Source organism: Hymenobacter qilianensis, from assembly GCF_014638675.1.
Lineage (GTDB): Bacteria > Bacteroidota > Bacteroidia > Cytophagales > Hymenobacteraceae > Hymenobacter > Hymenobacter qilianensis.
In genome coordinates, this window is the sequence record NZ_BMFN01000001.1 from 979,203 (window position 1) to 1,002,874 (window position 23,672).

21 protein-coding genes are annotated in these 23,672 nt (G+C 56.4%); 11 read left to right on the forward strand and 10 right to left on the reverse strand.

Features of this window, described 5'->3' with window-relative positions; translation table 11 throughout:
* Positions 1–25: 25 nt before the first annotated feature.
* Both IEW06_RS04160 and IEW06_RS04165 read right to left on the reverse strand, forming a co-directional pair.
* Positions 26–898 carry an ATP-grasp domain-containing protein gene (locus tag IEW06_RS04160; RefSeq protein WP_187733765.1) on the reverse strand — a complete coding sequence of 291 codons (873 nt, stop codon included), beginning with the start codon at positions 896–898 and terminating at the stop codon, positions 26–28.
* A 186-nt stretch (positions 899–1,084) separates the two neighbouring features.
* Positions 1,085–2,404 (reverse strand): amidohydrolase, encoded by a 1,320-nt coding sequence (locus tag IEW06_RS04165; protein ID WP_187733764.1) that lies wholly within the window; start codon positions 2,402–2,404, stop codon positions 1,085–1,087.
* Between the two features lie 99 nt (positions 2,405–2,503).
* Between IEW06_RS04165 and IEW06_RS04170 the strand changes: the two genes are divergently transcribed.
* The 4 genes from IEW06_RS04170 to IEW06_RS04185 all read left to right on the forward strand — a co-directional run bounded on the left by IEW06_RS04170 (position 2,504) and on the right by IEW06_RS04185 (position 6,690).
* Entirely contained in the window at positions 2,504–3,334 is an 831-nt protein-coding gene (locus IEW06_RS04170; RefSeq protein WP_188547509.1) for a WG repeat-containing protein, read from the forward strand.
* Positions 3,335–3,418: 84 nt separating this feature from the next.
* Positions 3,419–4,201, forward strand: coding sequence for an energy transducer TonB (locus IEW06_RS04175; protein ID WP_187733762.1), 783 nt, complete (start codon positions 3,419–3,421; stop codon positions 4,199–4,201).
* Positions 4,202–4,322: 121 nt separating this feature from the next.
* Positions 4,323–5,882, forward strand: coding sequence for a hydroxymethylglutaryl-CoA reductase (locus tag IEW06_RS04180; RefSeq protein WP_187733761.1), 1,560 nt, complete (start codon positions 4,323–4,325; stop codon positions 5,880–5,882).
* A 79-nt stretch (positions 5,883–5,961) separates the two neighbouring features.
* Positions 5,962–6,690, forward strand: a complete 729-nt coding sequence (locus tag IEW06_RS04185) for a hypothetical protein (RefSeq protein WP_187733760.1) — start codon at positions 5,962–5,964, stop codon at positions 6,688–6,690.
* A gap of 114 nt (positions 6,691–6,804) precedes the next feature.
* On the opposite strand, the gene IEW06_RS04190 is transcribed toward IEW06_RS04185, so the two are convergent.
* Both IEW06_RS04190 and IEW06_RS04195 read right to left on the reverse strand, forming a co-directional pair.
* Positions 6,805–7,329 (reverse strand): hypothetical protein, encoded by a 525-nt coding sequence (locus IEW06_RS04190; protein WP_187733759.1) that lies wholly within the window; start codon positions 7,327–7,329, stop codon positions 6,805–6,807.
* Between the two features lie 65 nt (positions 7,330–7,394).
* Positions 7,395–8,597 (reverse strand): homogentisate 1,2-dioxygenase, encoded by a 1,203-nt coding sequence (locus IEW06_RS04195; RefSeq protein WP_187733758.1) that lies wholly within the window; start codon positions 8,595–8,597, stop codon positions 7,395–7,397.
* A gap of 262 nt (positions 8,598–8,859) precedes the next feature.
* On the opposite strand from IEW06_RS04195, the gene IEW06_RS04200 reads away from it, so the two are divergent.
* Positions 8,860–9,876: a transglutaminase-like domain-containing protein gene (locus tag IEW06_RS04200; RefSeq protein ID WP_229743033.1), complete on the forward strand. Its 1,017-nt coding sequence runs from the start codon at positions 8,860–8,862 to the stop codon at positions 9,874–9,876.
* Positions 9,877–10,010: 134 nt separating this feature from the next.
* Here IEW06_RS04200 and IEW06_RS04205 read toward each other — a convergent pair whose 3' ends face one another.
* Together IEW06_RS04205 and IEW06_RS04210 are read right to left on the reverse strand one after the other, a co-directional pair.
* The gene (locus tag IEW06_RS04205; RefSeq protein ID WP_187733757.1) at positions 10,011–10,685 is read right to left on the reverse strand and encodes a HEAT repeat domain-containing protein; all 675 of its coding nucleotides are present in this window, start codon (positions 10,683–10,685) and stop codon (positions 10,011–10,013) included.
* Between the two features lie 194 nt (positions 10,686–10,879).
* On the reverse strand, positions 10,880–12,562 hold the full coding sequence (locus IEW06_RS04210; RefSeq protein WP_188547511.1) for a S41 family peptidase: 1,683 nt from the start codon (positions 12,560–12,562) through the stop codon (positions 10,880–10,882).
* Positions 12,563–12,932: 370 nt separating this feature from the next.
* On the opposite strand from IEW06_RS04210, the gene ruvX reads away from it, so the two are divergent.
* The 6 genes from ruvX to IEW06_RS04240 all read left to right on the forward strand — a co-directional run bounded on the left by ruvX (position 12,933) and on the right by IEW06_RS04240 (position 18,487).
* The gene (gene ruvX, locus IEW06_RS04215) at positions 12,933–13,343 is read left to right on the forward strand and encodes a Holliday junction resolvase RuvX (protein WP_187733756.1); all 411 of its coding nucleotides are present in this window, start codon (positions 12,933–12,935) and stop codon (positions 13,341–13,343) included.
* A complete protein-coding gene (locus IEW06_RS04220) occupies positions 13,340–13,963 on the forward strand; it encodes a peptide deformylase (protein WP_188547512.1) in 624 nt (207 codons plus the stop codon). The genes ruvX and IEW06_RS04220 overlap by 4 nt, the downstream gene beginning before the upstream one ends.
* Positions 13,964–13,994: 31 nt before the next feature.
* Positions 13,995–14,963 (forward strand): zinc dependent phospholipase C family protein, encoded by a 969-nt coding sequence (locus tag IEW06_RS04225; RefSeq protein ID WP_187733755.1) that lies wholly within the window; start codon positions 13,995–13,997, stop codon positions 14,961–14,963.
* An 89-nt stretch (positions 14,964–15,052) separates the two neighbouring features.
* A complete protein-coding gene (locus IEW06_RS04230) occupies positions 15,053–15,424 on the forward strand; it encodes a DMT family protein (RefSeq protein ID WP_187733754.1) in 372 nt (123 codons plus the stop codon).
* A gap of 103 nt (positions 15,425–15,527) precedes the next feature.
* Positions 15,528–17,849, forward strand: coding sequence for a patatin-like phospholipase family protein (locus IEW06_RS04235; protein ID WP_187733753.1), 2,322 nt, complete (start codon positions 15,528–15,530; stop codon positions 17,847–17,849).
* A 35-nt stretch (positions 17,850–17,884) separates the two neighbouring features.
* The gene (locus IEW06_RS04240; RefSeq protein WP_187733752.1) at positions 17,885–18,487 is read left to right on the forward strand and encodes a pentapeptide repeat-containing protein; all 603 of its coding nucleotides are present in this window, start codon (positions 17,885–17,887) and stop codon (positions 18,485–18,487) included.
* 26 nt (positions 18,488–18,513) lie between these two features.
* On the opposite strand, the gene pulA is transcribed toward IEW06_RS04240, so the two are convergent.
* The 4 genes from pulA to IEW06_RS04260 all read right to left on the reverse strand — a co-directional run bounded on the left by pulA (position 18,514) and on the right by IEW06_RS04260 (position 23,621).
* On the reverse strand, positions 18,514–20,532 hold the full coding sequence (pulA, locus tag IEW06_RS04245) for a type I pullulanase (protein WP_188547514.1): 2,019 nt from the start codon (positions 20,530–20,532) through the stop codon (positions 18,514–18,516).
* A gap of 128 nt (positions 20,533–20,660) precedes the next feature.
* Positions 20,661–21,683: a hypothetical protein gene (locus IEW06_RS04250; RefSeq protein WP_229743034.1), complete on the reverse strand. Its 1,023-nt coding sequence runs from the start codon at positions 21,681–21,683 to the stop codon at positions 20,661–20,663.
* A gap of 155 nt (positions 21,684–21,838) precedes the next feature.
* Complete coding sequence (locus tag IEW06_RS04255; protein ID WP_187733750.1) at positions 21,839–23,242, reverse strand: TonB family protein; 1,404 nt, start codon at positions 23,240–23,242, stop codon at positions 21,839–21,841.
* Positions 23,220–23,621, reverse strand: coding sequence for a BlaI/MecI/CopY family transcriptional regulator (locus IEW06_RS04260; protein WP_188547516.1), 402 nt, complete (start codon positions 23,619–23,621; stop codon positions 23,220–23,222). Before IEW06_RS04260 ends, IEW06_RS04255 begins: the two co-directional genes overlap by 23 nt.
* Positions 23,622–23,672 lie beyond the last annotated feature (51 nt).

The following is a 23,672-nucleotide window of genomic DNA, read 5'->3' on the forward strand; positions in this document are numbered from 1 at the left end:
GTTACTTCTTTTAGAAGCCTCTCAGCTATATAAGCGAGCGCAAGGCTTCTTCGTAGCGCTGGGGGGCTTTTTTGTCGGCGTCCAGGTATAAGAAGGGTTCGATCAACTCCAATTCCATGAGCAGAAAGTCGCCCTCTACCTCTACCCCATCCACGCGGGCATAGAGGCAGCCCTGGGCAAATCGAGCCACAATATCGTCGGCGGTGCGGAGCAGATGGGCCGGCGCTGGGCGTAGCTCTACGCCTCCGCCCAAGTAGTGCTGCACCCGGAAGTCGCCCAGCTTAGGCGTTTTGAGCACGCAATGACTGAATTTGCCCCCCAGATAAATGAAGGACCATTCGCCTTCGGTTTGAATCTGGGTAAGGAAAGGTTGAGCCAGAAAATCCTCTTCGGCCAACAGCGTATCCAGCTCCGAAGTGCGGGTAGCAGCTTCGACGGGCCGCAGTGAAAACGTATTTTTGGCGCCGCCACTTACTGCGGGCTTCACAATTAGCTGCTCCGTTTGCAGCTCTGCAAATAACGTCTCGGGCACGAAGCGCGAGCCGCGCGGCAACCAGTGCGTGGGCACAATACGCACGCCGGCCGCCTGCATGTCCAGCAGATACTTTTTATCCGAATTCCAGCGCACCGTAGCCACCGGATTGAGCACGCGCACCGCCAGGCGCTCCAAGGTGTCAAGCCACGCGTAAAACTCGGTTATGCGATCAAAATAGTCCCAGGGCGACTTCAGCACGACTACCTCATAGCTGCGCCAGTCCACGGCCGGGTCACTCCAGATTTCGGCCGTCACGCGGTGGCCGCAGCTTTTCAATTGATTGGTGAGCAAAGCATCCTCCTGCTCCACGCCTGCACCTGTGTATTTGCCTACGGGCTCGTAGGTTACTAAAGCGATATTCACTGTGCTATTTCTTTTGTTTGGATTTCATGCCAATTGAACCTCATCCCAATCGTCTGTCATGCAGAGCGGCAGCGAAGCATCTCGCTCGCGGTCGTCTGATTACTAACCTCTCGTCAGCACGCGAGATGCTTCGCTTGCGCTCTGCATGACAGACGATTGGGATGGTGTTTATTTCTGAAAAGTCATCTACTTCTTCATCGTCAGGTAATCAGCGGCCAGCATGGTTAGCGTCTTGACTCCCAGGGTAAAGCCGCTTTCATCTAGGCGAAAGCCGGGCGTGTGGTGGGGCGCGGTGGTGGCCGGATCGGTGCCTTTGCTCATGGCACCAACAAACACGAATACGCCGGGCACTTTCTCCTGAAAATATGCGAAGTCTTCGGCGCCGGTTACGGCCTTTTGCAGGACCACCTTATCTGCCGCGCCGGCCGCCGTGCGCAGCGTGGGCAGCATGCGCTCGGTGAGGCGCGGATCGTTGTAAGTCACGGGGGCATAGTTCACAATGTCAACTTCGGCCGTGGCGCCGGCGCTTTCGGCTATGTTGGTGGCCGTGCGACGAATATCCGCCCAGATTTTCTGCTGCATCTCCTTGCTCAGCGTCCGGATGGTGCCCGTCAGCTCCACTTGCTCCGGGATGATGTTGTTGCGCACGCCGCCGTGCACCATGCCCACCGTAATAACAGCCGCATCCTCCGTCAGCTCCGTCTGGCGGCTGATAATGGTTTGCAGCCCCATAATAATCTGGGCGCTGGCTACTACCGGGTCTACGCTCAGCCATGGATACGCGCCGTGGGCCGATTTGCCTTTCACCTTAATCGTGAAGACGTCGGAGCTGGCCATGGTGCCGGTCGGCCGGTACTTGAGCGTACCCACTTCGGTCTGGGCATTGACGTGGACGCCAAAGATGGCGTCTACTTTGGGGTTGTCGAGTACGCCTTCCTTTACCATGAGCTTGGCGCCGCCTTCTTCGCCGGGCAGAGAACCTTCCTCGGCAGGCTGAAAAATAAACTTCACGGTGCCGGGCAGATCTTTTTTTACCTGGCTCAACACCTCAGCTGCTCCCATGAGCATAGCCACGTGCGAGTCGTGGCCGCAAGCATGCATCACGCCCACCTGCTGGCCATTGTAGGTGGTGGTGGCCTTCGAGCGAAAGGTTAATTCGTTGTTTTCGGTCACGGGCAGCGCGTCCATGTCGGCGCGCAGCGCTACCACGGGGCCAGGCTTACCGCCTTTCAGAATTCCCACTACGCCGGTGCGGGCCACGCCGGTTTGCACTTCCAAACCCAGCTTTTTGAGGTGAGCCGCTACTATCTCGGCCGTGCGCTTCTCCTGGTTGCCCAGCTCCGGGTGTTCGTGGAAGTCGCGGCGCCAAGCAATGACTTTCGCTTCCTCCTGCTGGGCTAGTTTAGCAATACGGGCATTTAGGCCGGAATTTTGAGCGGAGGCAGGCACGGTTCCAAGGCCAGTAAGCATCGCTGCTGCCAGCAAGGCTGAGTAAATGGATTTCATAAGGAGTGGTGTTGGCGAATGAATGAGTACACAAGGTACAATGCAGGCAGAATACGAAGAAAATACGCTGGCCGTAGCTCACTTATCTCTAGGGGGCTGATGCCTTACAACTTCCTCTCCCGGCTTCTGCTACCAACCTGCAAAGTAGGGCGGCGTGGCTTGCTGCTGTTAGCTGTGCAGCTTTTGCTGTGGCCGGCGCTGGCCCAAATGCCCCCCAGCCGCCTCGTGCCCTTCCGCCGCGGCAGCCTCTGGGGCTACTCTGACCAGCAGCGCCGCCTCGTGCTGCCCCTGCGCTACGACGATGCCGGCCCTTTCGTGGAAGATATTGCCTGGGTGCGCCGGGGGGCAAATTTCGGCTACATCACCCCCGATGGCACCGCCCTCACGCCCCTGCACTTCACCCGTGCCGACAACTTCCGGCGCGGCCGCGCCACCGTGGAGCTACAGGGCCAAACCTTCCAGCTAGACCGCGCCGGCAACCGCCTCACCGCCCCACCCGACTCCACCGAATATGCAGCCGAAACCGACTTTCTGGAGCAGGGCGACCTGGTGCGCCGCAACGGCAAAGTCGGCTTCCGCTTCAGCGTGGGCCACGCCGTAGTGCCCGCCGAGTACGACGAAATCCGGGACAGCTACCACGGCCTGCTGTTCGTGCGCCGGGGGGCAAAATGGGGCGTCATCAACCAAAAAGGCAAGCTGGTGCTGCCCCTGGAATACGACGCCATCCGGGCCACGCCCGCCAACGGCTACGCTTTCCCCATCATCGAGCAGGCAGGCCGCTTCGGCTACCTCGCCGCCGACGGCAAGCTGCTGGTGAAGCCTCAGTACCGCGAGGCCCAGCCCTTCGTGGGCAGCGCGGCGCGGGTGTTCACCGTCGGCGGACAGACGGGCTATATCGATACGCGGGGCCGGGAGTTTTTTGAGGAGTGAAATGGTGAGTTGCTCGGTTGGGGGGCTTTTTCAAGTTTTTCTGATAGCTTACTAGGCAAGTCTTCACATCGTAAGGCCCTTCTAATGCTCAACCTGCCCATTCTCAACGTCCGGATTCAGCCTTGCACGGTGGACGAGCAACACCTGACGCCCCAGGCGCTGGGTCACCATTGTGACCTCTGCAACCGGCTCGTGCAGGATTTTACCAACAGCACACTAGCTGAGTTGGAGCAGGCAAGGGCAGCTTCCCCTGATGGCCGGGTGTGCGGCCGTTTCGCGCCGCAGCAACTGGTACCCGTGGTGCGGCATCAGCCGAAGATACAGTTGCGGCCGAAGCTGCGGCGGTTTCTTGTGGCGCTGGTATTGGTGTGTGGGTTGGGACTCACAAGGCTGGAGGCACTGGCACAGGTGCAGAAAGCTGCGCATCAGTGTAGCCGCCACCCAGATTCAACTTTGAAATTCAAAATATCGGAACAACTAAACCCGATAACCCTTACCTCAGATCTAGAGCAAGTATTGGCGCCGGTTGGCGAGCTACCGAAGCCTGAGATAAAACTAGTAATGGGCTTTGTAGCAGAAGTAATGCCTGTTTACAAAAACGGTGGAGAAGAAGGACTGACAAAATTTATTCGGGAAAATATGAAGTATCCGATCAGCTCAAGGCCCGTCGGCAAAGTGTTCATCAACTTTGTCGTAACGAAAACTGGGAAGGTTGAGGATCTGCGTATACTGAAAGGCTTGGAGCCAACAGCGGATGCGGAGGCCTTGCGAGTAATGCGACTAATGGGACCGTGGATACCGGGGTATCAGCTCGATCAACCAATAGACACGCGTTATACAATTCCCATCACATTCAGCATTGAGTAGTTCCCTTTTCATCTACTCTTAGAGTGAAGTACAAAAGCAACTGCTAAGTATTTCAGCCTATCCTTTCCCAAAAAATTCGCACCTTATAAGCCGATAGTTCTAACCCCACCTCTCCCGGCTTATGATCTTTACGCCCAGTCCTATGCTGCTCAAGCTGCTCTACACGCGTGGCAGCCTGCGCAACACGCCCAACGGCGTGGCTTTCAGCATCAAAAACCGCCTCGACACGGTGCGCTTCACCCGCCTCGACTACGTGCAAATTGATGGGGAGCGCATCACCCCCGAGCACATTGCCCTCGACCTGGGCGACGGCGACATTCGCCCTGCTCCCGATGTGCTGAGCCGCACGCCCGGCGGCCTAGAGTTTCTGGTGGGCCATAGCATCACGTTTTACCTGACCACGACAGCCTTGTCAGAGGGTTTGCACGGCGTACAGGTGCAGTTCGCGGCCGATCCTTTCGGCGACCTGCACGTGGAGGTAGAGGACAGCATCGTCAATCAGTCGACCAACCGAACGCGCATTCCGCGCCAAGATGCCGACGACTACGCCGAGGCCGCCATTCAGGAGCGGCAGCACTTCGCCCAGACGTACACTGGTCAGGAATTCGAGCATCTTAAAAAATACTCCTTCGACCCGCACATGCTACAGGGCAACTGCGAGCATTTTGTGGGCGTGGCCCAGATTCCGTTGGGTTTGGCCGGGCCGCTTACTGTGCACGGCGAGCATGCCCAGGGCGATTTCCTCATTCCGATGGCTACCACCGAAGGCACGCTGGTAGCCAGCTACAACCGCGGTATGCAGGTGCTTAACCTGTGCGGGGGCGTGAAGTGCACTGTCATCGGCGACGCCATGCAGCGGGCCCCCGTGTTCGTGTTCGATGATGCCCGCGGCGCCCGCGACTTTTCTAAGTGGGTAGAGGCCGAAATCGACTCTATTCGTCAGGAGGCCGAAAGCACTTCGCGCGTAGCCAAGCTCCAGTACATCGATACGTATCTGGCCACCAAGTTTGCCTACCTGCGCTTCAACTACAGCACCGGCGACGCGGCCGGGCAAAACATGGTTGGGCGCGCCACTTTCGCCGCCTGCTCCTGGATTCTGGAAAACTACAAGGGGCCCGGTATCCGCCACTTCTACCTCGAATCCAACTTCGCCACCGACAAAAAAGCCTCCCAGATCAACGTGATGCGCACCCGCGGCAAGCGCGTGGTAGCCGAGGCCGTGGTGAAGCGCGACATTCTACAGCAACGCATGCGCGTGACGCCTGAGCAACTGGCTTACCACGGGCAGGTGAGCAACGTGGGGGCCTTTATTTCGGGGGCCAATAACAACGGCGCGCACTCGGCCAACGGCATTACGGCAATGTTCATTGCTACTGGTCAGGATGTGGCCAACGTGTCGGAATCAAGCGCGGGGGTGCTGTACTCGGAGGTCACGAAGGAGGGCGACCTGTATTTGAATATCACTATTCCGTCTCTCATCGTAGCCACGCACGGCGGCGGCACCGGGCTGGCCACACAGAATGAGTGCCTGCGGATGCTGGGCTGCGTGGGCCGGGGCACGGTGAACAAGTTTGCCGAAATCGTGGCGGGCGTGGTGCTGGCCGGCGAGCTAAGTCTGGGCGCGGCCATTTCGAGCAGCGACTGGGTAAGCAGCCACGAGCAGTACGGACGCAATCGGTAAAACTGTGCTTCAGGCTTTATACACCTCTGGCTTTGAGACTGTTGGTCCTATTTAATACTCTATATCTATCCCATTTAAGATGAAACGAATAAGCTTGATTGCGTTATTGAATTTGTCGTTGATTAGCGTGAGCATAGCTCAAAACCAAACCGTAACAATGAGCGAAATGGGGCGCCTGACGGGGGGCTCGTATACGCCCTTCGAATACCGCCGCATCGTTGATCAAACCAAGCTTACGCCCGATCAGGCCTACTACACGCCCGACTGGAAGGCCGGTACGATATTGCTAGCCAACAATCAGGCGCTGGCGGTGCCGGCCATGCGCTTCAACATGGCAATGCGACTGGTAGAGGTGCAGGACCCAAGCGCAGAAGGGGGAATTCGGGTAGTGCCCCCAGCCAGCGTGCGCGGTTTTATACTGGGAGCAGCCGGACAGAACGGGCAGATTTTCGAGGTCCAGTCGTATCGGTCGGCAACGTATAGCGGCAAAAACTATTTCGAGTCGCTCAATCAGGGCCCCGTACGCTTATTTCTGCTTCACGAAGTAGTGGAGCGGCCAGCTGCTCGCAATGAAGCTCTTGGCGTTGAAACACGCGCCGCCCAATACCTACGCAGTACCCAGCCGTACGTGTTGCGCGCCGGACAGGAGCGAGTTGAGCCCCTAAGTCTGACTAAGAAGGCAGTGCTGCGTTTGTTCAACGAAAAAGCCCCCCAGATGGAAGCCTATGCCAGCCAGAACAATCTAAGCTATGAGCAGCTGCCCCACATAGCGAAGATGATGGAGCACTATAAGACGCTAAATAATTAATTATCGGCTGATTGTGCGACGGCCACTACCAGTCGCTAGACGTTCATAAACCACATAAAAAAAGCCCCCCAGAATATTCCGGGGGGCTTTTTTTATGTGGTTTATGCGTCTTGCCTACAGCGGATCGGCAGTTACTTTGAAGCGGGAGTCGGCACGCATGGTGATATCCTGCGCAACGGCGCGCTTCACGCGGGCCTCCGTAGTAAGCGTGTAGCCGGATGCCTTGAGATATTTATCCAGCTTGGCGCCGCTTGGCTTGAGGTCAATAACCTTCTGCCCCGTAGGTACCGGGCTCAGTGAAGCCAACGCAACCCGGTCGCTCTGATCGGTGCTGATATAGATGGTTACGCTTTCCAAAAAGTCGAAATTCTCGTTGTTCGGGTCGGTAATTGTGAGCGTGAGCTTATTCAGGCTCACATCTTTTACCAGATCAGCGCGTGTATCCTCGTTCTTGAAGCGTTCCTCTGAGCGGGTTGTCACGGCTACCGGCGCAACAGGAATCAGCCCTACTACAGCGTTGCCCGCAACTTTAATATTCTGGGTATCATCAATGTAGAAAGTGAGCAGTTGATCAATTTTCTCGCACCCAGCAGTTAGAAACAGAAGAGCGAGCGGAATGAGAAACAGTATTTTTTTCATATGATTAGCTTTTGCCATAATTCCGCAACAACTCGGCCAATCGGTTTCACTTTCTAGTAAATCGTTTAGTCCATCATATCGGCGGCACGAGGGGCTTCGTGCTTGAAATCTGGGTTCCAGCTCATCGGGTATTTATCATCCACGTATTGCAGGGCCGTTTCGGTCAGGTACATGGGGCGGAAGGTATCGACCATTACGGCTAGCTCATGGGTTTCCTTTTTGCCAATGCTGGCCTCTACCGTGCCGGGGTGCGGACCGTGGGGCAAGCCGCTTGGATGAACCGTAAACGACGCCAGATCAATGCCTTTGCGCGACATGAAATTGCCGGCCACATAATAAAGCACCTCGTCGGAGTCGACGTTGGAGTGATTGTATGGCGCCGGAATACTCTGGGGGTGATAATCGAACAGGCGCGGCACGAAGGAGCAGATGACGAAATTGTGCGCCTCAAAGGTCTGGTGCACGGGCGGCGGCTGGTGAATGCGGCCCGTAATGGGCTCAAAATCATGAATGGAGAAAGCGTAGGGAAAGAAGTAGCCGTCCCAGCCGACCACATCGAAGGGCGAATGGGCGTAGGTAAGCTGGTGCAAAAAACCTTCTTTCTTGACTTGCACGCGGTATTCGCCGGGCTCATCTTCAATGATTAACTCCGTGGGCGGCCGCATATCCCGCTCGCAGTAAGGAGAATGCTCCAACAGCTGCCCGAAGTGGTTACGGTAGCGCCGGCACGTTTCGATGGGGCTAAACGACTCAATAATGAGCAACCGCACGGGCCCTTCTTCGAAATGAAACTGATGAATAATAGTGCGCGGCACCACCACGTAGTCGCCGGGCTCAAAGCTGACTTTGCCCAATTGGCTCCACAGCTCGCCGCGGCCTTCGTGCACGAAAATCACCTCGTCGGCCAAGGCATTTTTGTAGTAATACTGCATGCGCCGCTCCGTAGGATTGCAGATGCTGAGCATCACATCGGCATTGCCCATCAGCGTTTGCCTGGCCTGGAGGTAGTCGCCGCCGGTGGTGGTTTGGGCAAGTGTGCGCAGATGACTGGGCTGTAACGCTCTGTCCTTTAGTAGCTTTTCGCTGTAAGGCACCGGCTCGCCCACTTCTTTTATCTGGGTAGGCGGGTTAATATGATAGAGCAAGGAAGAGACGCCGTGGAAGCCGAGCGTGCCCACGAGCTGCTCTGCGTAGAGCGACCCATCGGGTTGGCGAAACTGGGTGTGGCGCTTGCGCGGAATCTGGCCGAGGCGGTGGTAATAAGCCATAGAAGTAAAGAAAGCAAGGGTGGGATTGCCTAGTAATACGAGCTGGAAGGTCGGCAAATTCCCCTAAAAACGCTACCCACGAGGCTTGCCTCGCGCCGGCACCGTACCTTTGCCGGCGGACACCGTTCTTCATATCTACTTCATTTATAAGCTGCTGCTCGCCAACTTTTTATTGAAGCCGGAGTTTGCAGCAAAACTATTCCCTATTGTGATTCGTGCTTTTCTTTCGCCTGAACGACTCGGGCAACTTGCTTTTCTGTTTTTGATTACCGCGTTCACACCCAGCACAGGCTCGTTGCCGGAGCCAGCGCCCAAAAAAGCCCCCCAGCCGATCCGCGTTCGTACGTTTGCCTTCGAATACAAGACAACCGTTCGGGATTTGCCCCCCAGCGCGAAGGCCGTTGATCTGTGGTTACCTGTGCCGCACTCCGATAAGTCGCAAACCATTAGCGACTTAAAGATAGATTCGCCGCATGCCTACGAGGTAGTGAAGGCGCAGTATAATAACCAGATGCTGCACCTAAAGGTGAAGAATCCGTCGGCAGAGCCTTTCACCGTGTCGGTGCGTTTTCAGGCGGCAAGGCGCGAGCACCTGAACCCAGCCGTAGCGCCCAAATCCAGCACCGTAGCGGCCAAAACCACCGAAGCACCAGACCCCAATATGGCCCGCTGGCTGGAGCCCGACCGCCTCGTGCCGCTGGACAATAAGATCAGGCAGTGGGCCAACGAGGTGGTGGTGCAAGCCCATGCGCGCACCGATCTTGAAAAGGCGCAAGCTATTTATAATCACGTGGTTTCTACCGTCAAGTACGACAAAACCGGTCAGGGCTGGGGCCGCGGCGACATTTACTATGCCTGCGATGCTCGCCGGGGCAACTGCACCGATTTTCACGCGGTATTTATTGGCTACTGCCGCGCCCTTGGTATTCCGGCGCGCTTCAGCATCGGCTTTCCGCTACCGCCTGAAAGAGGCACAGGCGAGGTAAAAGGGTATCACTGCTGGGCAGAGTTTTACACTGCTGAAACCGGCTGGGTACCTATCGATGCATCAGAAGCGGCCAAAAATCCCGCACAGCGCACTTACTTTTTCGGAGCCCACGATGAAAACCGCGTTGAGCTAACCCGCGGCCGCGACCTTACCCTGGCCCCACGCCAGCAAGGCGCGCCCCTCAACTATTTCGTTTATCCCTATGCCGAAGTAGATGGTCAGCCCTTTACTAGTTTAGAGCAGCACTTCTACTACCAAGACCTGAAATTGCCCCCCAGCAAGCGTAAATAGCCTTTTGATCTTAAAAAGTCCTGCGTACTAAAACAAGAAAAAGCCGGTCGTTCCCAATACTGGGCACAGCCGGCTTTTTGCTTGATAAGCAATTACTAATAGTAGAGTTTTAGCAAATAGATATTGGTAACAAGTTACTGTTTAGCTACTACTAACTCAGTAGCGGCTTCGCGAACATACTCATTGGAATCAGTGCGCAGGGCGGCCACCAACTCAGCTGGTAAGCTGTGACCTGCTGCTTGCAGCGCCAACACACTAGCCAGACGCATATACGCATCCTCATCGGTGAGGCGAGGCAGCGCGTACTCCACAGCTTTCGCTGGATGCAGGTCGGAGAGCGTATTCAATGCATACCGACTAACCAATTTATGATCGTCGTGGCAGATGAGAAACTCCATCAGTTCCGTACGGTGCGGAATGACATAGTGCGCTACGTGCTCAGCGGCTAAGTAGCGCGTATGGTAGAGCGGTGAAAGCAACCCGCGCTCCAGCAGAATGGTGCGCCGAGCGGGCTTCAGTGTTTCAAGGCATTCATAGAGAACATCTTCGTGCAGATAGTCGGCGGTAATGGCTTCCAGCAGTAAGTCGATGCCGCTCACATCGCCCCAACCGCCATTCTGCTTTTCAATCTCCGATATAGTGGCCCGGTGCAGGTCGCTACGGTAGCGCCGACGCTCCATAGTATCGTGGTCGTCGTCCCAGAAGTTTAGCTTCAGTTCTTCCACCAACACTGTTCCACCTTGCCGCCGCGCCATATAGCTCCAGAATTGCTCTAAAGCCTGCTGCAAATCTTTGTGTGTGTCGCTCATTCGTTGTCCGAAAAAAGTTACTTGCGTCTACCGTAACGGCGGGGCTTTCCACCAAAAAAACAGCCTAAGCAGGTGTTAGAGTCCTAACAACAATCACCTATTAATCAATCAATTGAGCTACTAACACCTATCTGCTTTCCCGACGCACTTTTGTGCACTATATAGCGGGATGGTGTGATAGGCAAGAACTATGCTCAGTTCCCAGTAAGCTGAGCCGTACTCGTATCAATGGCGCGCAAGGCCTGCTGAAATTCTATGTCTTGCGCGGCTAACACTGTGTAGTAGGCGTTTTTGCCGTAAGCAATCCGCGCAATGTGTGCCTTGAGTTGCGTACGCAATAGCGGGGCCGCCCGGCGCAAACCAGCTGCATCGGCTACCAAACCTGTGCGGGCAGCTAGTGCACTTAAAGCTTGCAGCTGAGTATCCGTGATGCGGAATGAAGCATTAAACTGCTCAAAGCGCAGACCTTCCAGCTCGGCCTGATGATCCTGGTAAAACTTCAAAGCGTACTCGCGCACCAGATTGCGACTTTGCAAACGGCGTAAATACTTGGAGAAAGCCGTGGTATCGCGGGGCACAAATAAGTCGGGCATGATACCGCCACCGCCATACACCGTGCGACCGTGCATGGTGCGATACCGAAGCGAGTCGGCGAAATGAATGCTATCGGCGTGGAAATACTCGCCCTGGCGCTGACGCTTGGCCAGTTCCTGCTCATACTCAGCGTGCCCCCCCTGATACGATTTCTGAATGGAGCGCCCTGAGGGCGTGTAATAGCGGGCAATAGTCAGGCGCAGCTCTGAGCCATCATTCAGAGCGATGGGCTGCTGCACTAAGCCTTTACCAAAAGTGCGACGACCTACTAACAGGGCGCGGTCGTGGTCTTGCAATGCTCCGGCCACTACTTCCGCGGCCGAGGCACTGCCTTCATCGACTAGCACTACCAGGGGGCCTTCTTCAAATTCGCCCAGCACCCTGGAATACGTCTGGGTATCGTATTGGTCGCCTTTGCCGTCGGTATACACGATTTTGCGGGTGCCGGCAATAAACTCATCGGCCATTTTGGTGGCGCGGTCGAGGTAGCCGCCGGGGTTGCCACGCAAGTCCAATACCAGGCGCGACATACCTTGGCGGCGCAAGTCGCCCAAGGCTTGCTTGAACTCCTCATAAGTATTGTTGGCAAACCGGCTCACCTTGATATAGCCAGTCTGATTGTCAACCATATAAGCCACTTCCACCGAATTGTTTGGCACCCGCTCGCGGGTTACCGTTACGTTCAGCGGCTTGGGTAAGCCACGGCGATGAACCTGGATTTGCACCCGGCTGGCCCGCGGACCGCGCAGCTTGCTGTACACCAGTTCGGTCGTCATGCGCACCCCTGATACAGCTTCGCCATTTACGGCCAGCAGTTGGTCGCCGGGACGTAGGCCAGCATGCTCCGCCGGGCCGCCCCCCAGCGAAGCTATTACTGTAACTGTGTCTTGAAAAATATTAAACTCTACTCCTACGCCGTCAAAATCACTTTGCAGAAAGGCTGACGCCTGCGTTTGGTCTTTGGCGGGAATGAATACCGAGTGTGGATCGAGGCGCTCCAGCATACGGCCAATGGCATAGTCAGAAAGGGCTTCAGCATCAACCGAATCGACATAATCGCGGTCGACGTAGCTCAAGATCTCTTTGAACTTCAGGTAGCCCCGTGAGGTGCTGTCAGGATTTTGCCCCGATGGCCTGAAGGGATTGGCCCCAACCAGCATCCCGCCCGCCAGCACCAACGCTAATAGCCATGGCTGCCGCACCTGGAAGCGGGAAGCACGAGGCGCCGACGTCGGAGAAAGCTCCGGAGCAGGCGTCGAAGCAGTGTTCGACTTGGCGTTCATAAAAAGCTGGAAGAGTAGATGTTTTAACTATAAACTGCAGTTAGCGACAAGGCAACATTCCAAATCTATTAAAACTATTACGGGAAAACCATGCCTATTATTAACTGTGAATTGATTTCAAATAACAATACAATTTTATATTTTGTAAGACATATTTATAAGATAAAGGGGTTATAAAGACTTATATGAGCTCAATAATGCTGTCTTGCCTGAACAGTTTGTTATATAATTTTTTTAATAAAAAGAATCACTGGCGCTTCCAGCCTGCGTTAGCCCAGCCTGAACGAGCACGCAGGGCAATACGGATGAGGGCTGTATCTTTGAGGCGGAAAGCAGCATTACTGCACGCCCTTTATCTTACCTTGAAGCGATGAGCCGAATTCTTGCCATTGATTACGGCAACAAACGTGTTGGACTAGCCGTGACGGATCCGATGCAGCTCATTGCGACGCCCCTCGAAACCATCCACAGTCAGGACCTGTTGGCTTACATTCAGGCGTATCACCAGCGCGAGCCGTTGGCGGCCATTGTAGTAGGAATGCCACGCACCTTGCTCAATGAGCCAACTGATGTGACAAGCGCGGTAGTTGGTTTGGTGCGGCGTTTGCGTCGCGAGCTGCCGACGGTGCCGGTGCATGAACTCGACGAGCGCTACACCTCGCGTATGGCGCACGCCGCTATGCTGGCCGGGGGGCTTTCCAAGAAAGACCGTCGCGATAAAGCCACAGTTGACCGCGTGAGTGCTACGCTTATTTTGCAATCTTTCCTTAATTCCCGATGATTTACCCCATCGTTGCCTTCGGCGACCCAGTGCTGAAAACGCCCGCCAAAGACATATCAGCAGATGTTGACGCGCTGGAGCTAAAGCAGCTCATTGCCGACATGTATGACACCATGTATCACGCTCGTGGCGTGGGCTTGGCCGCTCCGCAGATTGGACGGAGTGTGCGCTTATTCGTTATCGACTCGGCCCCTATGCTGGACGACGAGGATGGGGAGGATGAAGAAACTACTGAAGCTCCGTCAGCCGACGAAAATGCCCCCCAGGACCAAGCCGTGAAGCGCGCCTTCATCAACCCTGTGATGGTGAGCGAAACTGGCGAGGAATGGGGCTTCGAGGAAGGCTGCCTGAGTATTCCGGGTGTACGCGAAATGGTGTATCGGCCGGCCAATATTGTGCTGCGCTACGAGGACGAAAACCGCGTGGTACGCGAAGAAGCCTTCTCCGGTATGACCGCCCGCGTTATTCAGCACGAGTACGATCATCTGGAGGGCATTCTGTTCACCGATCATTTGTCGGGCTTCAAAAAGCAATTGCTCAAGGGCAAGCTTACCCGCATCAGCAAGGGCGATGTGAAGGCCGACTATCGGTTGCGCTTCGCGGGGCAAGGGCGGCGCTAAGTCGAAAGAATTTGCCCCCCAGCCACTGGTTATGAAGAAGCTCCCGCTGCTTTTGTTGCTCCTGCTGCTGCCTTTGCAGCCGCGGGCGTGGGGGTTTTTCGGGCATCGAATGATTAATCGGCTGGCGGTATTTACGCTGCCGACCGAGCTGCTGGGATTTTATAAAAAGCACATCGATTACCTCACCGACCACGCCACCCGTCCTGACCAGCGCCGGGCCGTGGTGCCGGGCGAGGCGGCCCGTCACTTTCTGGACGTAGATGCGTACGGCGACAGCGCGATGGTACGCTTACCCCGCAGCTGGGCCGACGCGGTAGCGAAGTATGGCGAAGACACCTTGCAGCGACACGGCATTGTGCCGTGGCACGTGGCGCGCATGCAGCTTCAGCTAACCGAGGCCTTTCGTACCCGCGACACGGACCGTATTCTGCACCTTTCCGCCGACCTGGGACACTATGTAGCCGACGCGTGCGTGCCGCTGCATAGCACCCGCAACTATAACGGCCAGCTCACAAATCAGCGCGGCATTCATGGGTTGTGGGAAAGCCGCCTGCCGGAGCTGCTGAGTGCCAATTATGACTTCTTTACCGGCCCGGCGCCCTACCTGGATAACCCCGCCTTCAGCATTTGGGAAGCTGTGGGCCGCTCTAATGCCGCCGTCGACTCGGTGCTGCGCTTTGAGCAGGAGCTGACGGCTCGCTTTCCCAACGACAAGAAATACGGCTTCGAGGAGCGCGGTGCCCAGGGTGCCGTGCGGGTGTATTCGCGCGAGTTTAGCAGGGCTTACCATGAGCGTCTGCACGGACAGGTAGAACGCCAAATGCGGCGCGCCGTGCAGCTGGTAGGCGCTTTCTGGTACACCTGCTGGGTGAATGCCGGGCAGCCTGATCTGAAAAATTTGCCCCCCAGCATTTCCGCCGCCGAGCAGCGCCGCTTGGATAAGGAAAATTTGGAGCTAAAAAATGCCCCCCAACGCAGTATTCCGGGCCACGAGGAATGAGGAAGAATGGAAGCGGCAATAAACTAAACACGCGAGATGCTCCGCTCTGCATGACGTGCTTTAGTTTTTGTTATCAGTGAAATGATCCTATGAAAGCCCTCTATACCATTCTGCTGCTCACTGTTTCCAACCTCTTCATGACGTTTGCCTGGTACGGGCATTTGCAGTTCAAGAAGATAACCTGGCTGCATGGGCTCGGGTTAGTCGGCGTGATTCTGGTAAGCTGGGGCCTGGCGTTTTTTGAGTACGTGTTTCAGGTGCCCGCCAACCGCATTGGGTTTGAGGAAAACGGGGGGCCTTTCAACCTGTTTCAGCTCAAGGTTATTCAGGAGGTTATTTCGCTGAGCGTATTTACGCTGTGCGCGGTGTACATTTTCAAAACCGATAAGCTGGCCTGGAACCACGTGGTGGGCTTCGGGCTGCTGGTGGCGGCGGTGTATGTCATCTTTCGCAAATGGTAAGCTGAACGCTAGTGCCGCCGGAAAGCGCTAATTTGCTGACCAGTCGCGCTCAATGTTGGCGGCTCGCTCCCCCTGGGGGGCTTTTTTGTGCTACTTCTTCTCTATGATACGTAACTGGTTTCTTTTTTTCGGCCTTCTGATCATAGGGCTCGGCGGGCCCACTCTGCCCGCTCAGGCGCAGAAAGTTGGCTTGGTGCTAAGCGGGGGCGGCGCCAAGGGTTTGGCGCACGTAGGCGTACTGAAGGTTCTGGAAAAGAACAAGATACCGATTGACTACATCATCGGGACAAGCATGGGCTCGGTGGTGGGCGCTATGTACTCGGCCGGTTATTCGCCGGCTGAAATTGAGGAAATCGTGATGGACCCCGACTTTCAGTACTGGGTGTCGGGCGAGCAGTTGCAGGACAAAGCTTTCAACTACCTCAACGCCGACGCCTCGCCGGCGGCCTTGCGCGTGGGCGTGGCTATCGACTCATCGTTGAACACGCGCATCTCGCCCAATCTGATCAACGATGTAAACCTGAACTTTGCGCTGGCCAAGTTTCTGGCTCCGGCCGCCGCCGCCGCCAACTACGATTTCGATAACCTATTCATTCCCTTCCGCTGCCTCGCCGCCGAGGTGTTTACCCGCAAGCAAGTAGTGCAGGAAAGCGGCTCGCTTGCCGACGCGGTGCGCAATTCGATGGCGGTGCCGCTGGTATTTCGGCCCATCCGTAACCCCGATGGCCGCTATCTGTTCGATGGGGGCATTTACAACAACTTCCCCACCGATGTGATGCGGTCTGCGTTTCAGCCTGATATTATCATTGGGGTGAACGTAGGCGACGTGGCCTACAAAAAGTATCCGTTTGAGAAGGACGACGAGCTTTTGCTGGGCTCCATCGTGTTTTTGGGCGCCGATGTAGCCGATACGCTGGCCGTAGGTCCGAACGGGGTATTTATTCAGCCTGATCTGGAAGGCTACGGGGCCACTGACTTCGACAAAGTGCGCGAGCTGATAGAGTTGGGCGAAAAGGCGGCCCAGGATAAGCTCACGCAGATGCTGCGCCGCATTCCGCGCCGCGTCGATACGCTGGCGCTGGCCAGCCGCCGCCGCGAGTTCCAGAATTCGGCTCCCGGTCCGGCCTTTAAGCGCGTGACGGTGCAGGGGTTGGCGAAAAATCAGAATACCTACGTAAGCCGCTTTTTCCGGCGCGAGGGCCGCAGCTATTCCATCGACGAGATTGAGGAAGGCTACTACCGCTTGGCGGCCGACGACTTTTTCCGCAATATCTACCCCCGTATTCGCTACGACAAAGAGCAACAGGGCTATATATTCAACATCGATGCCCGCCAGAATAATAACCTCTCGGCCGAGGCAGGCTTCGTATTGGCTACGCGGGCCGTGGATAATATTTATGTGGGTCTGGAATACCGCTGGCTGACCAAATACTTGTATTCAGCGGCTGCTAACGCCAATCTGGGGCGTTTTTACAATGCCGTGCAGGGCCGCTTCCGGGTGAGTATTCCGGAGAAGCTACCCTTTTTTGTGGAGCCCAGCGTGACCTACAATAACTGGAGCTATCAGCAAACCGGCGGCCTGCTGGGCCGCGATATTCAGAATACCCTGATCGAGCAGAGCGACCTGGCGCTGGGCCTACAGATTGGGATTAGTCCGCGCTACCGCAGCCGGGTTTCGTTGGAGGCGGGCTACTTCGGCAACCAGGATAACTACGCCAATACGCGGGAAGTATCATCCAGCGACGTGCTGGACCGCACCAGCTTCCGCGGCCTGACGGCGGCGCTCCGCTACAGCCGCAACTCCCTGAACCGCAAGCAGTATCCTACGGCCGGGCGCCGGGCGTTGGCCAGCATCCGTGGGGTGCGCGGCACCGAAATCTACAGCCCCGGCTCTACCTCCGTATTTGAGAATGAGTACCGCGACGACCACCAATGGCTACAGCTCTCAGCTACCGCGGAGCAGTACTTTATGCTGCCCAGCAAAAAGCAGATCTGGGGTTATTTTGGAGAAGTTGTCGTCAGTGGGCAGGCCCGCTTCGCCAACTTCCGTTCGTCTCAGACAACCTCGCCGGTATTCTCGCCACTGGTTGATTCGCGCACGCTGTTTCTGGATAACTACCGCTCGCCGCGTTATGCTGCCGCTGGTCTGCGCTTCTCCCAAAGCCTGCTGGCCAGCAAGTTGGAGTGGCGTTCCGAAGCCTTCACCCACCTTGTGTATAAGCCCTTGCGCGACAGCGAAGGGCAGCGGGCCATCCAAAAATCCGGCTTCGACCGGCCTCGTTTGACGGCTAGTACTGGCTTTGTGTATCAGACGCCCGTTGGGCCGCTGGCCTTGCACGGCATTTACTACGACGACTCAGCCAAGCGCTTTGGGGTGTTTGGCCACATTGGCTATCTGCTGTTTCATGGCCGTTCGCTGGACTAACCCAAACAACTCACGGCTCTTTTATTTCCCGCTCAATGAAACCACGGCGCTCTACTCCGGCTGTCAGAAAACCGCTCGTTTTCGCCCCTGAAAATGTGTTTGAGCGCTGGACGGCGGCGGAAATTGCCTCCCAGCAGGAAATGGAGCAATGCCGGTTCGTGGCCTGCGACTTCTCGGGTGCCAACCTGACCGATAAGCGCTTCATTGACTGCGTGTTTGAGCGTTGTAACCTATCATTGGCTACGCTGGCGGGTGCGGGTTTGCAGAACGTGACATTTCGGGAGTGCAAGCTTTCGGGCGTGCAGTTTTCGGCCTGTCGGGATATGTGGTTTGAGGTGGAGTTTGCTCACTGTCAGCTTCCTTATGCTTCCTTCCACGGCAAGCGCATGCGCGGCGCCCGCTTCGCCAACTGCGTTCTGACGGAGGTAGATTTTTCCTACGCCGACCTCGCAGATGCTGTGTTTGCGGAGTGTAATCTGGCGGGAGCAATATTCGAGCAAACGCAGCTCACCGCCACTGATTTCACCACCGCTTCCGGCTTCCTCATCGACCCCGATACGAACGTCGTGAAGCGGGCCCGCTTTAGTCTGGAGGGTTTGCCCGGCCTGCTCAGCAAGCACGAAATCATCGTTGCTTAACGGAGAAGCGCTTGCTTGGCATACTCTTATTTCTCCACTAAAATCGTGGCGGTGCTGGGGGGCATTTTTAGCGCGATTGGCTCGCGGCTGGGGGGCATTTTCTCGATGCCAGCCGGCACAAGCTGGTCGCCGCGCAATACTACCGTGTAGCTACCAGCCGGCACCGTGACGGAAGCCGGGGCCTGGTTGCCGTTGAAAACCACCACGATATTCCGCCATGTATCGCCCCCGGCGTGGTCTCGCAGGCGGTAAGCAATGGTGCCGGGGGGCAAATTTGGCAGAAACTCTAGGTGCTGCTGTATCAGCTCGCGCGTGGGCAGCCGAAACGCCGGATGGGCGCGGCGCAAAGCCAGCAGCTCACGGTAGAACTCGTACACCGGCGCATAGCGCGCTTTGCGGCCCCAGTCAATTTGATTAACGCTGTCGGGCTGATTGAAGGAGTTGTGGGAGCCGCCTTTGGTGCGCAAAAACTCGTCGCCGATGGGCAAGAATGGGATTCCCTGCGAGGTGAACACAATGGTGTTGCTGAGGATATCCCGCTGAATCAGTTCCGCTTCCGTCGCGCCGGGGTTCGATGATTTTAGCTTGTCCCAGAGCAGCTGGTCGTCGTGGCAGGCCACGTAGTTGATGGTTTGGGCGGGCGTGCCGGCCCAGGGCACTTTGCTGTAATTAACCTTCGAATAGTCAATCTGTGGATGCTCGATGGCCGCCACAATGCCGAATTTCACGCTCTCCTCCAGCCCCGGATGCCCACTGGCAAAACCCGGCTCCGTGCGCCGCGACACGTGCCCCCGCACGCCGTCGCGCAGCTCGTCGCTGAAGGCAGCAATGCGTTCTAGGCGCTGCACGTTGGCTTTTACCGCGCGGGCCGTTTCGGGCAGAGGGCTGGGGCCCGCCGTCCAGCCTTCCCCGTACAGCAAAATACTGTGGTCCTGCTGATCGAGGGCCACGCGAATTGCCCGCATGGTTTCTATATCCAACACCCCCATGAGATCAAACCGAAACCCGTCGGCGTGATACTCGCGGGCCCAGTACGCCACCGATTCTACAATGAGCTTGCGCACCATGGGCCGCTCCGAGGCTATTTCGTTACCACAGGCAGTAGCATTGGAGTAGCTGCCATCGTCATTGTGCCGGTAATAGTAGCCGGGCACGAGCTGCTCGAAACTGGTGCGGGCCGCATCGGTAGTGTGGTTGTACACTACGTCGAGCACCAGGCGCAGGCCGCGCCGGTGCAACGCCTGTGTCACTTGTTTCAGCTCCCGGATGCGGGCGGCAGGGTCGGCGGGGTCAGTGGCGAAAGAGCCTTCGGGCACGGAGAAATGCAGCGGCTCGTAGCCCCAATTGTAGCGGTTTTCGCTTAGTGTACTTTCATCGATGGAAGCAAAGTCGTTGGTCGGCAGCAGATGGACATGGCTGATACCCAGCTCCACCAGATGATCAAGGCCTGTGCTTACGCCAGCGGGTCCTTGGGTTCCGGGCTCTGTTAGCCCCAGGTATTTGCCCTTATGCTCAATCCCCGATTTAGGGTGCATAGACAAGTCGCGCAGGTGCAACTCCCCGATTATCACGTCAGTAGGCTTGGCCAGCGTAGGACGTTGGTCATCAAGCCAACCCATGGGGTTCACCGTGGCCGGATCGAGCAAAACGCCACGCTGTCCGTTGAGCCCCACGGCATGCACATAGGGGTCAGGTACTTCGGCCATTTTTTGCCCCCCAATGGTTGCCTGCACTACATAAAAGCGGCCAGCCGGCTGCGCGGGCAATGTGAAGGTCCAGGTGCCGCTTTCGGCCTTTCGCATGGCAAAATCGACCACTGGCTCCCCTCCTATCCCGTTTGTATAAAGCTTGAGGTGCAGCGCTTCGGCCGTGGGGGCCCACACCCGCAACGTGGCGCGCCCCGCTTGAAACGTAAGCCCCAGATCCGGCCCGTAGTACACTGGATAACTGGAGAAGTCGGGGAGCGTGGAGGGGGCAATAGTGGCTGGCCTTACGGCGCAGGCATTCAACAGTACTAGCACCGGCAACAGTCTAAGAAGTTTCATAGAGCTAAATCAAAGGATCTAAGTTCGGTTTTCGCTCGCATTTAGTGCGGTTGAAGCAACTGTTTCTCAACAAAAAAGCCCCCCAACACAAGGCTGGGGGGCTTTTTTGTTGCTTGAAACCTAGCAGCTTACTGATACTGAATGTACATCGGCTTTGGCGTGAGGGCCAGCACTTCTGTCGGCGTCATGATGTGATGAGGCGCGGGGCGGTTGTCGTACTCGTAGAACAACTTAAAGCCGGTGTACTGCACGGGCTCTTTCTGGATGTACGCCTTATAGGAGTCCTTCTTCAGAGTTGGGTCGCCCCAGCCGTCCATGTGCATGACAATCTGCACGCGGGGGTCGGTCTTGATGTTTTTATAGTTTGTAATCATGCCCTGGGTGAAGCGGTGCACAGTGAGCACCTTGGGGGGCAAATTATTCTCGCTCACGATGCGGGCCAGAAACTTCACGGCGTAGTTCACATCCTTGGCATCGAAGGTGCCGATTTTGCGGCCGGGCTTCACGCCTTTGGTTTCCATTGCAAACTCAGGGTCGATGCCCATGTGCACGATTGGGTCCTTTAAGTAGGGCTCCAGCTTGTGCAGTTCGTTTTCTAGGTTGCTCAGGCCCACTTGCACGTCCAAGAACACGATGCAGTTGTGCTCCTTGCCCCATTGAATAACCTCCTCAATAGTGGCTTTGGAGTTCATCAGACGGTATTTACCGTCCTTACCAGGTGCAGCTTGGGCCGTGATAGTTACGTTGTGAATAGCAGGCTGCACCGGGATGCTGGGGTCAGCAGCTTGCCACTCGGCTATTACTTTATCAAACTTGCGGAACATCTGATCCTTGGGCTCGCGGCCCAGAATACCCATGCCTTTCGCCCGGATGTTGCCATAGAAAGCTACAATGCGCTTGCCGGGCAAAATGGCCCCTGGTAGCTGACCATTGGCTTTTACAATGGAGTCGGCCTTTAGCGAGTCGCGGCGCATGGCGGCCACTTTCAGCGCCATCGTGTCAATGGGAGCTGGCTTGGCTGCTTCAACCGAAGCTTTGGCGGCAGGAGTTTCTCCGTCGGAGCGGGTGCCACAGCTGGGCAATACTGACAGAGAAAAGAGGCTTAAGGTGGCGGCCACTACGGCGTGACGCGGCGAAAACGGTAACAACACTGAATAAATCTTGATTAGAAGGCCAAAACTATCTGCAAGTTAGCCCATTTCGGGCAGTTACTATTGACCTAAACGCAGAAAGGCCCCGACAAAATTCGGAGCTTTTCCAACGGTTCCTCCTTGTAATGAGCTCTACGGAGCCCCCAGATTATACTTTAGCACTTAGGCGAACCGACCAAGCTGCCAAATAAATTACTGATCGGGGCGGAGTACGGCTCGAACTGAATAGGCACCATAAAACGCACCATTACCGGCTTGCCATCCTGCTTGCCAGCCTTAAACCGTGGAAGCTGGCGGACAGCATTCAGCGCGGCTTCGTCGCAGCCTGATCCTATTCCCTTATAGACGGACGCATCTGTTACGTTGCCCTCTTTATCAATTACAAAAGCAATAATAACCCTGCCCTCTACCTTGTTTCGCACAGCCTCAGCAGGGTACTCGAGCTTACTTTGAATAAAGGCTACAATATCATTGTTGTTGCCCGTTCGAAACAGCGGCATTTCCTCTACACTGGTATAAACACGGTTAGCTGTAGGCGGTGGCGGAGGAGGGGGCGCAGGCTCAGCATCGGGAGCTGGGGGTGGCGGCGGAGGCGGGGGTGGCATTTCGGCGTTCTGTGAAGAAGCGCGCTTAGATGGAGCAACTGGCTCCGTGTGTCGCTCACAGGCGACGGTGAACGCTAGTAAAGCCACCAGCGGCAGGGCAAGCCACTGTTTCCAGCGGCGGATGGGGGAAGTTCGGTGAATCATGGCAATGCGACGTAAGGTTTGGGAATGAGAAAAGGAGTGCGCAAGCGGAATGGAGAAACCGAGGCGGGTGGCCACTTGCCGGGCCAGTAGGTGGGTGTAAGAGTGCGCAGGAGATGCAGTAACCAATGAGGCGACAGTAGCAGGGCTTAGCGCCGCCTTGTCGGCCAGATACTCGTGGGTGAGCGTAAGGGCGCGGGCGCACAGGTGCACGAATGGATTGAACCAGAGCACTGCGCGTAGCGCTTCCAGCAGCAGCCGGTCGTAGGTGTGGCCTTGCTGCACATGCGCCAGCTCGTGCTGTAGCACTTGTTGGGCTTCCGCGTCGCTTAGCGGCAACGATTCATCCCAAAACACGACCCGCCCAAATGAGCTGGTTGGCAGCCGACCACCGGTACGCACCAGCGTGTAGCCTGCCTGTTTTTCGCGCGGCAGATGACGAGTAGTCAGCCAAAGCTTGGCCAGCCCAGAAACCAGTCGCGCTAACACGATCAGCCCCCCAACTACGTAGCCCATCAATACCCACTGCAACCAATCGGGCGCAGCCTGGCTACTGGATGCGCCTACCTGAGCAGTGGGCAGCAGCACGGTTGCTATGCCCGGCACCAGCGTCGTCGGACCAGTTCCCCAGCTGCCCGGCCACTCTAGCGGAAGCAGCGGCAAACTCGCAGCTAGTAGCGGCCCGAGCACCAGAAACGCCCGGTTGTAACCAAAGCTGCGCTCACGGCGCAAAGCTATGTGGTAGCAGAGCCACCACGCGCCCAGCAGTACCGCACTGAGCATCATCCATTTAAGCAGGCTGATCGGGTCCATCTGAGTCGGGGGCAAGAGGTTGGGTGGCGTGGCGCAGCAACTCATCGAGCTGAGCGGCGTTAAGGTTTTCTTCCTTGGCAAAAAAGGACACCAGCTGCGGAAACGAATTACCAAAATAGCCCCCCAGCAGCTTGCGCAGCGAGAAGCGACGGTACTCATCCTGCGCAACCAAAGCCTCATAGCGATGCGTGCGGCCGAAAGCTTCGTGCCCCACAAACCCCTTTTGCTCCAGGATGCGGATGATGGTTGAAACCGTGTTGTAAGCGGGTGAGGGCGTGGGCATTTCGGCCACCACTTCTTTCACGAAAGAGGGGCCGCGCTGCCACAGCACCTGCATCACTTGTTCTTCGGCACGGGTTAGCTCAGGGAAGGTGTGCATGGGGGGCTTTTTTGTATTGATAAATATATAACTAATAATTTAGTTGAACAA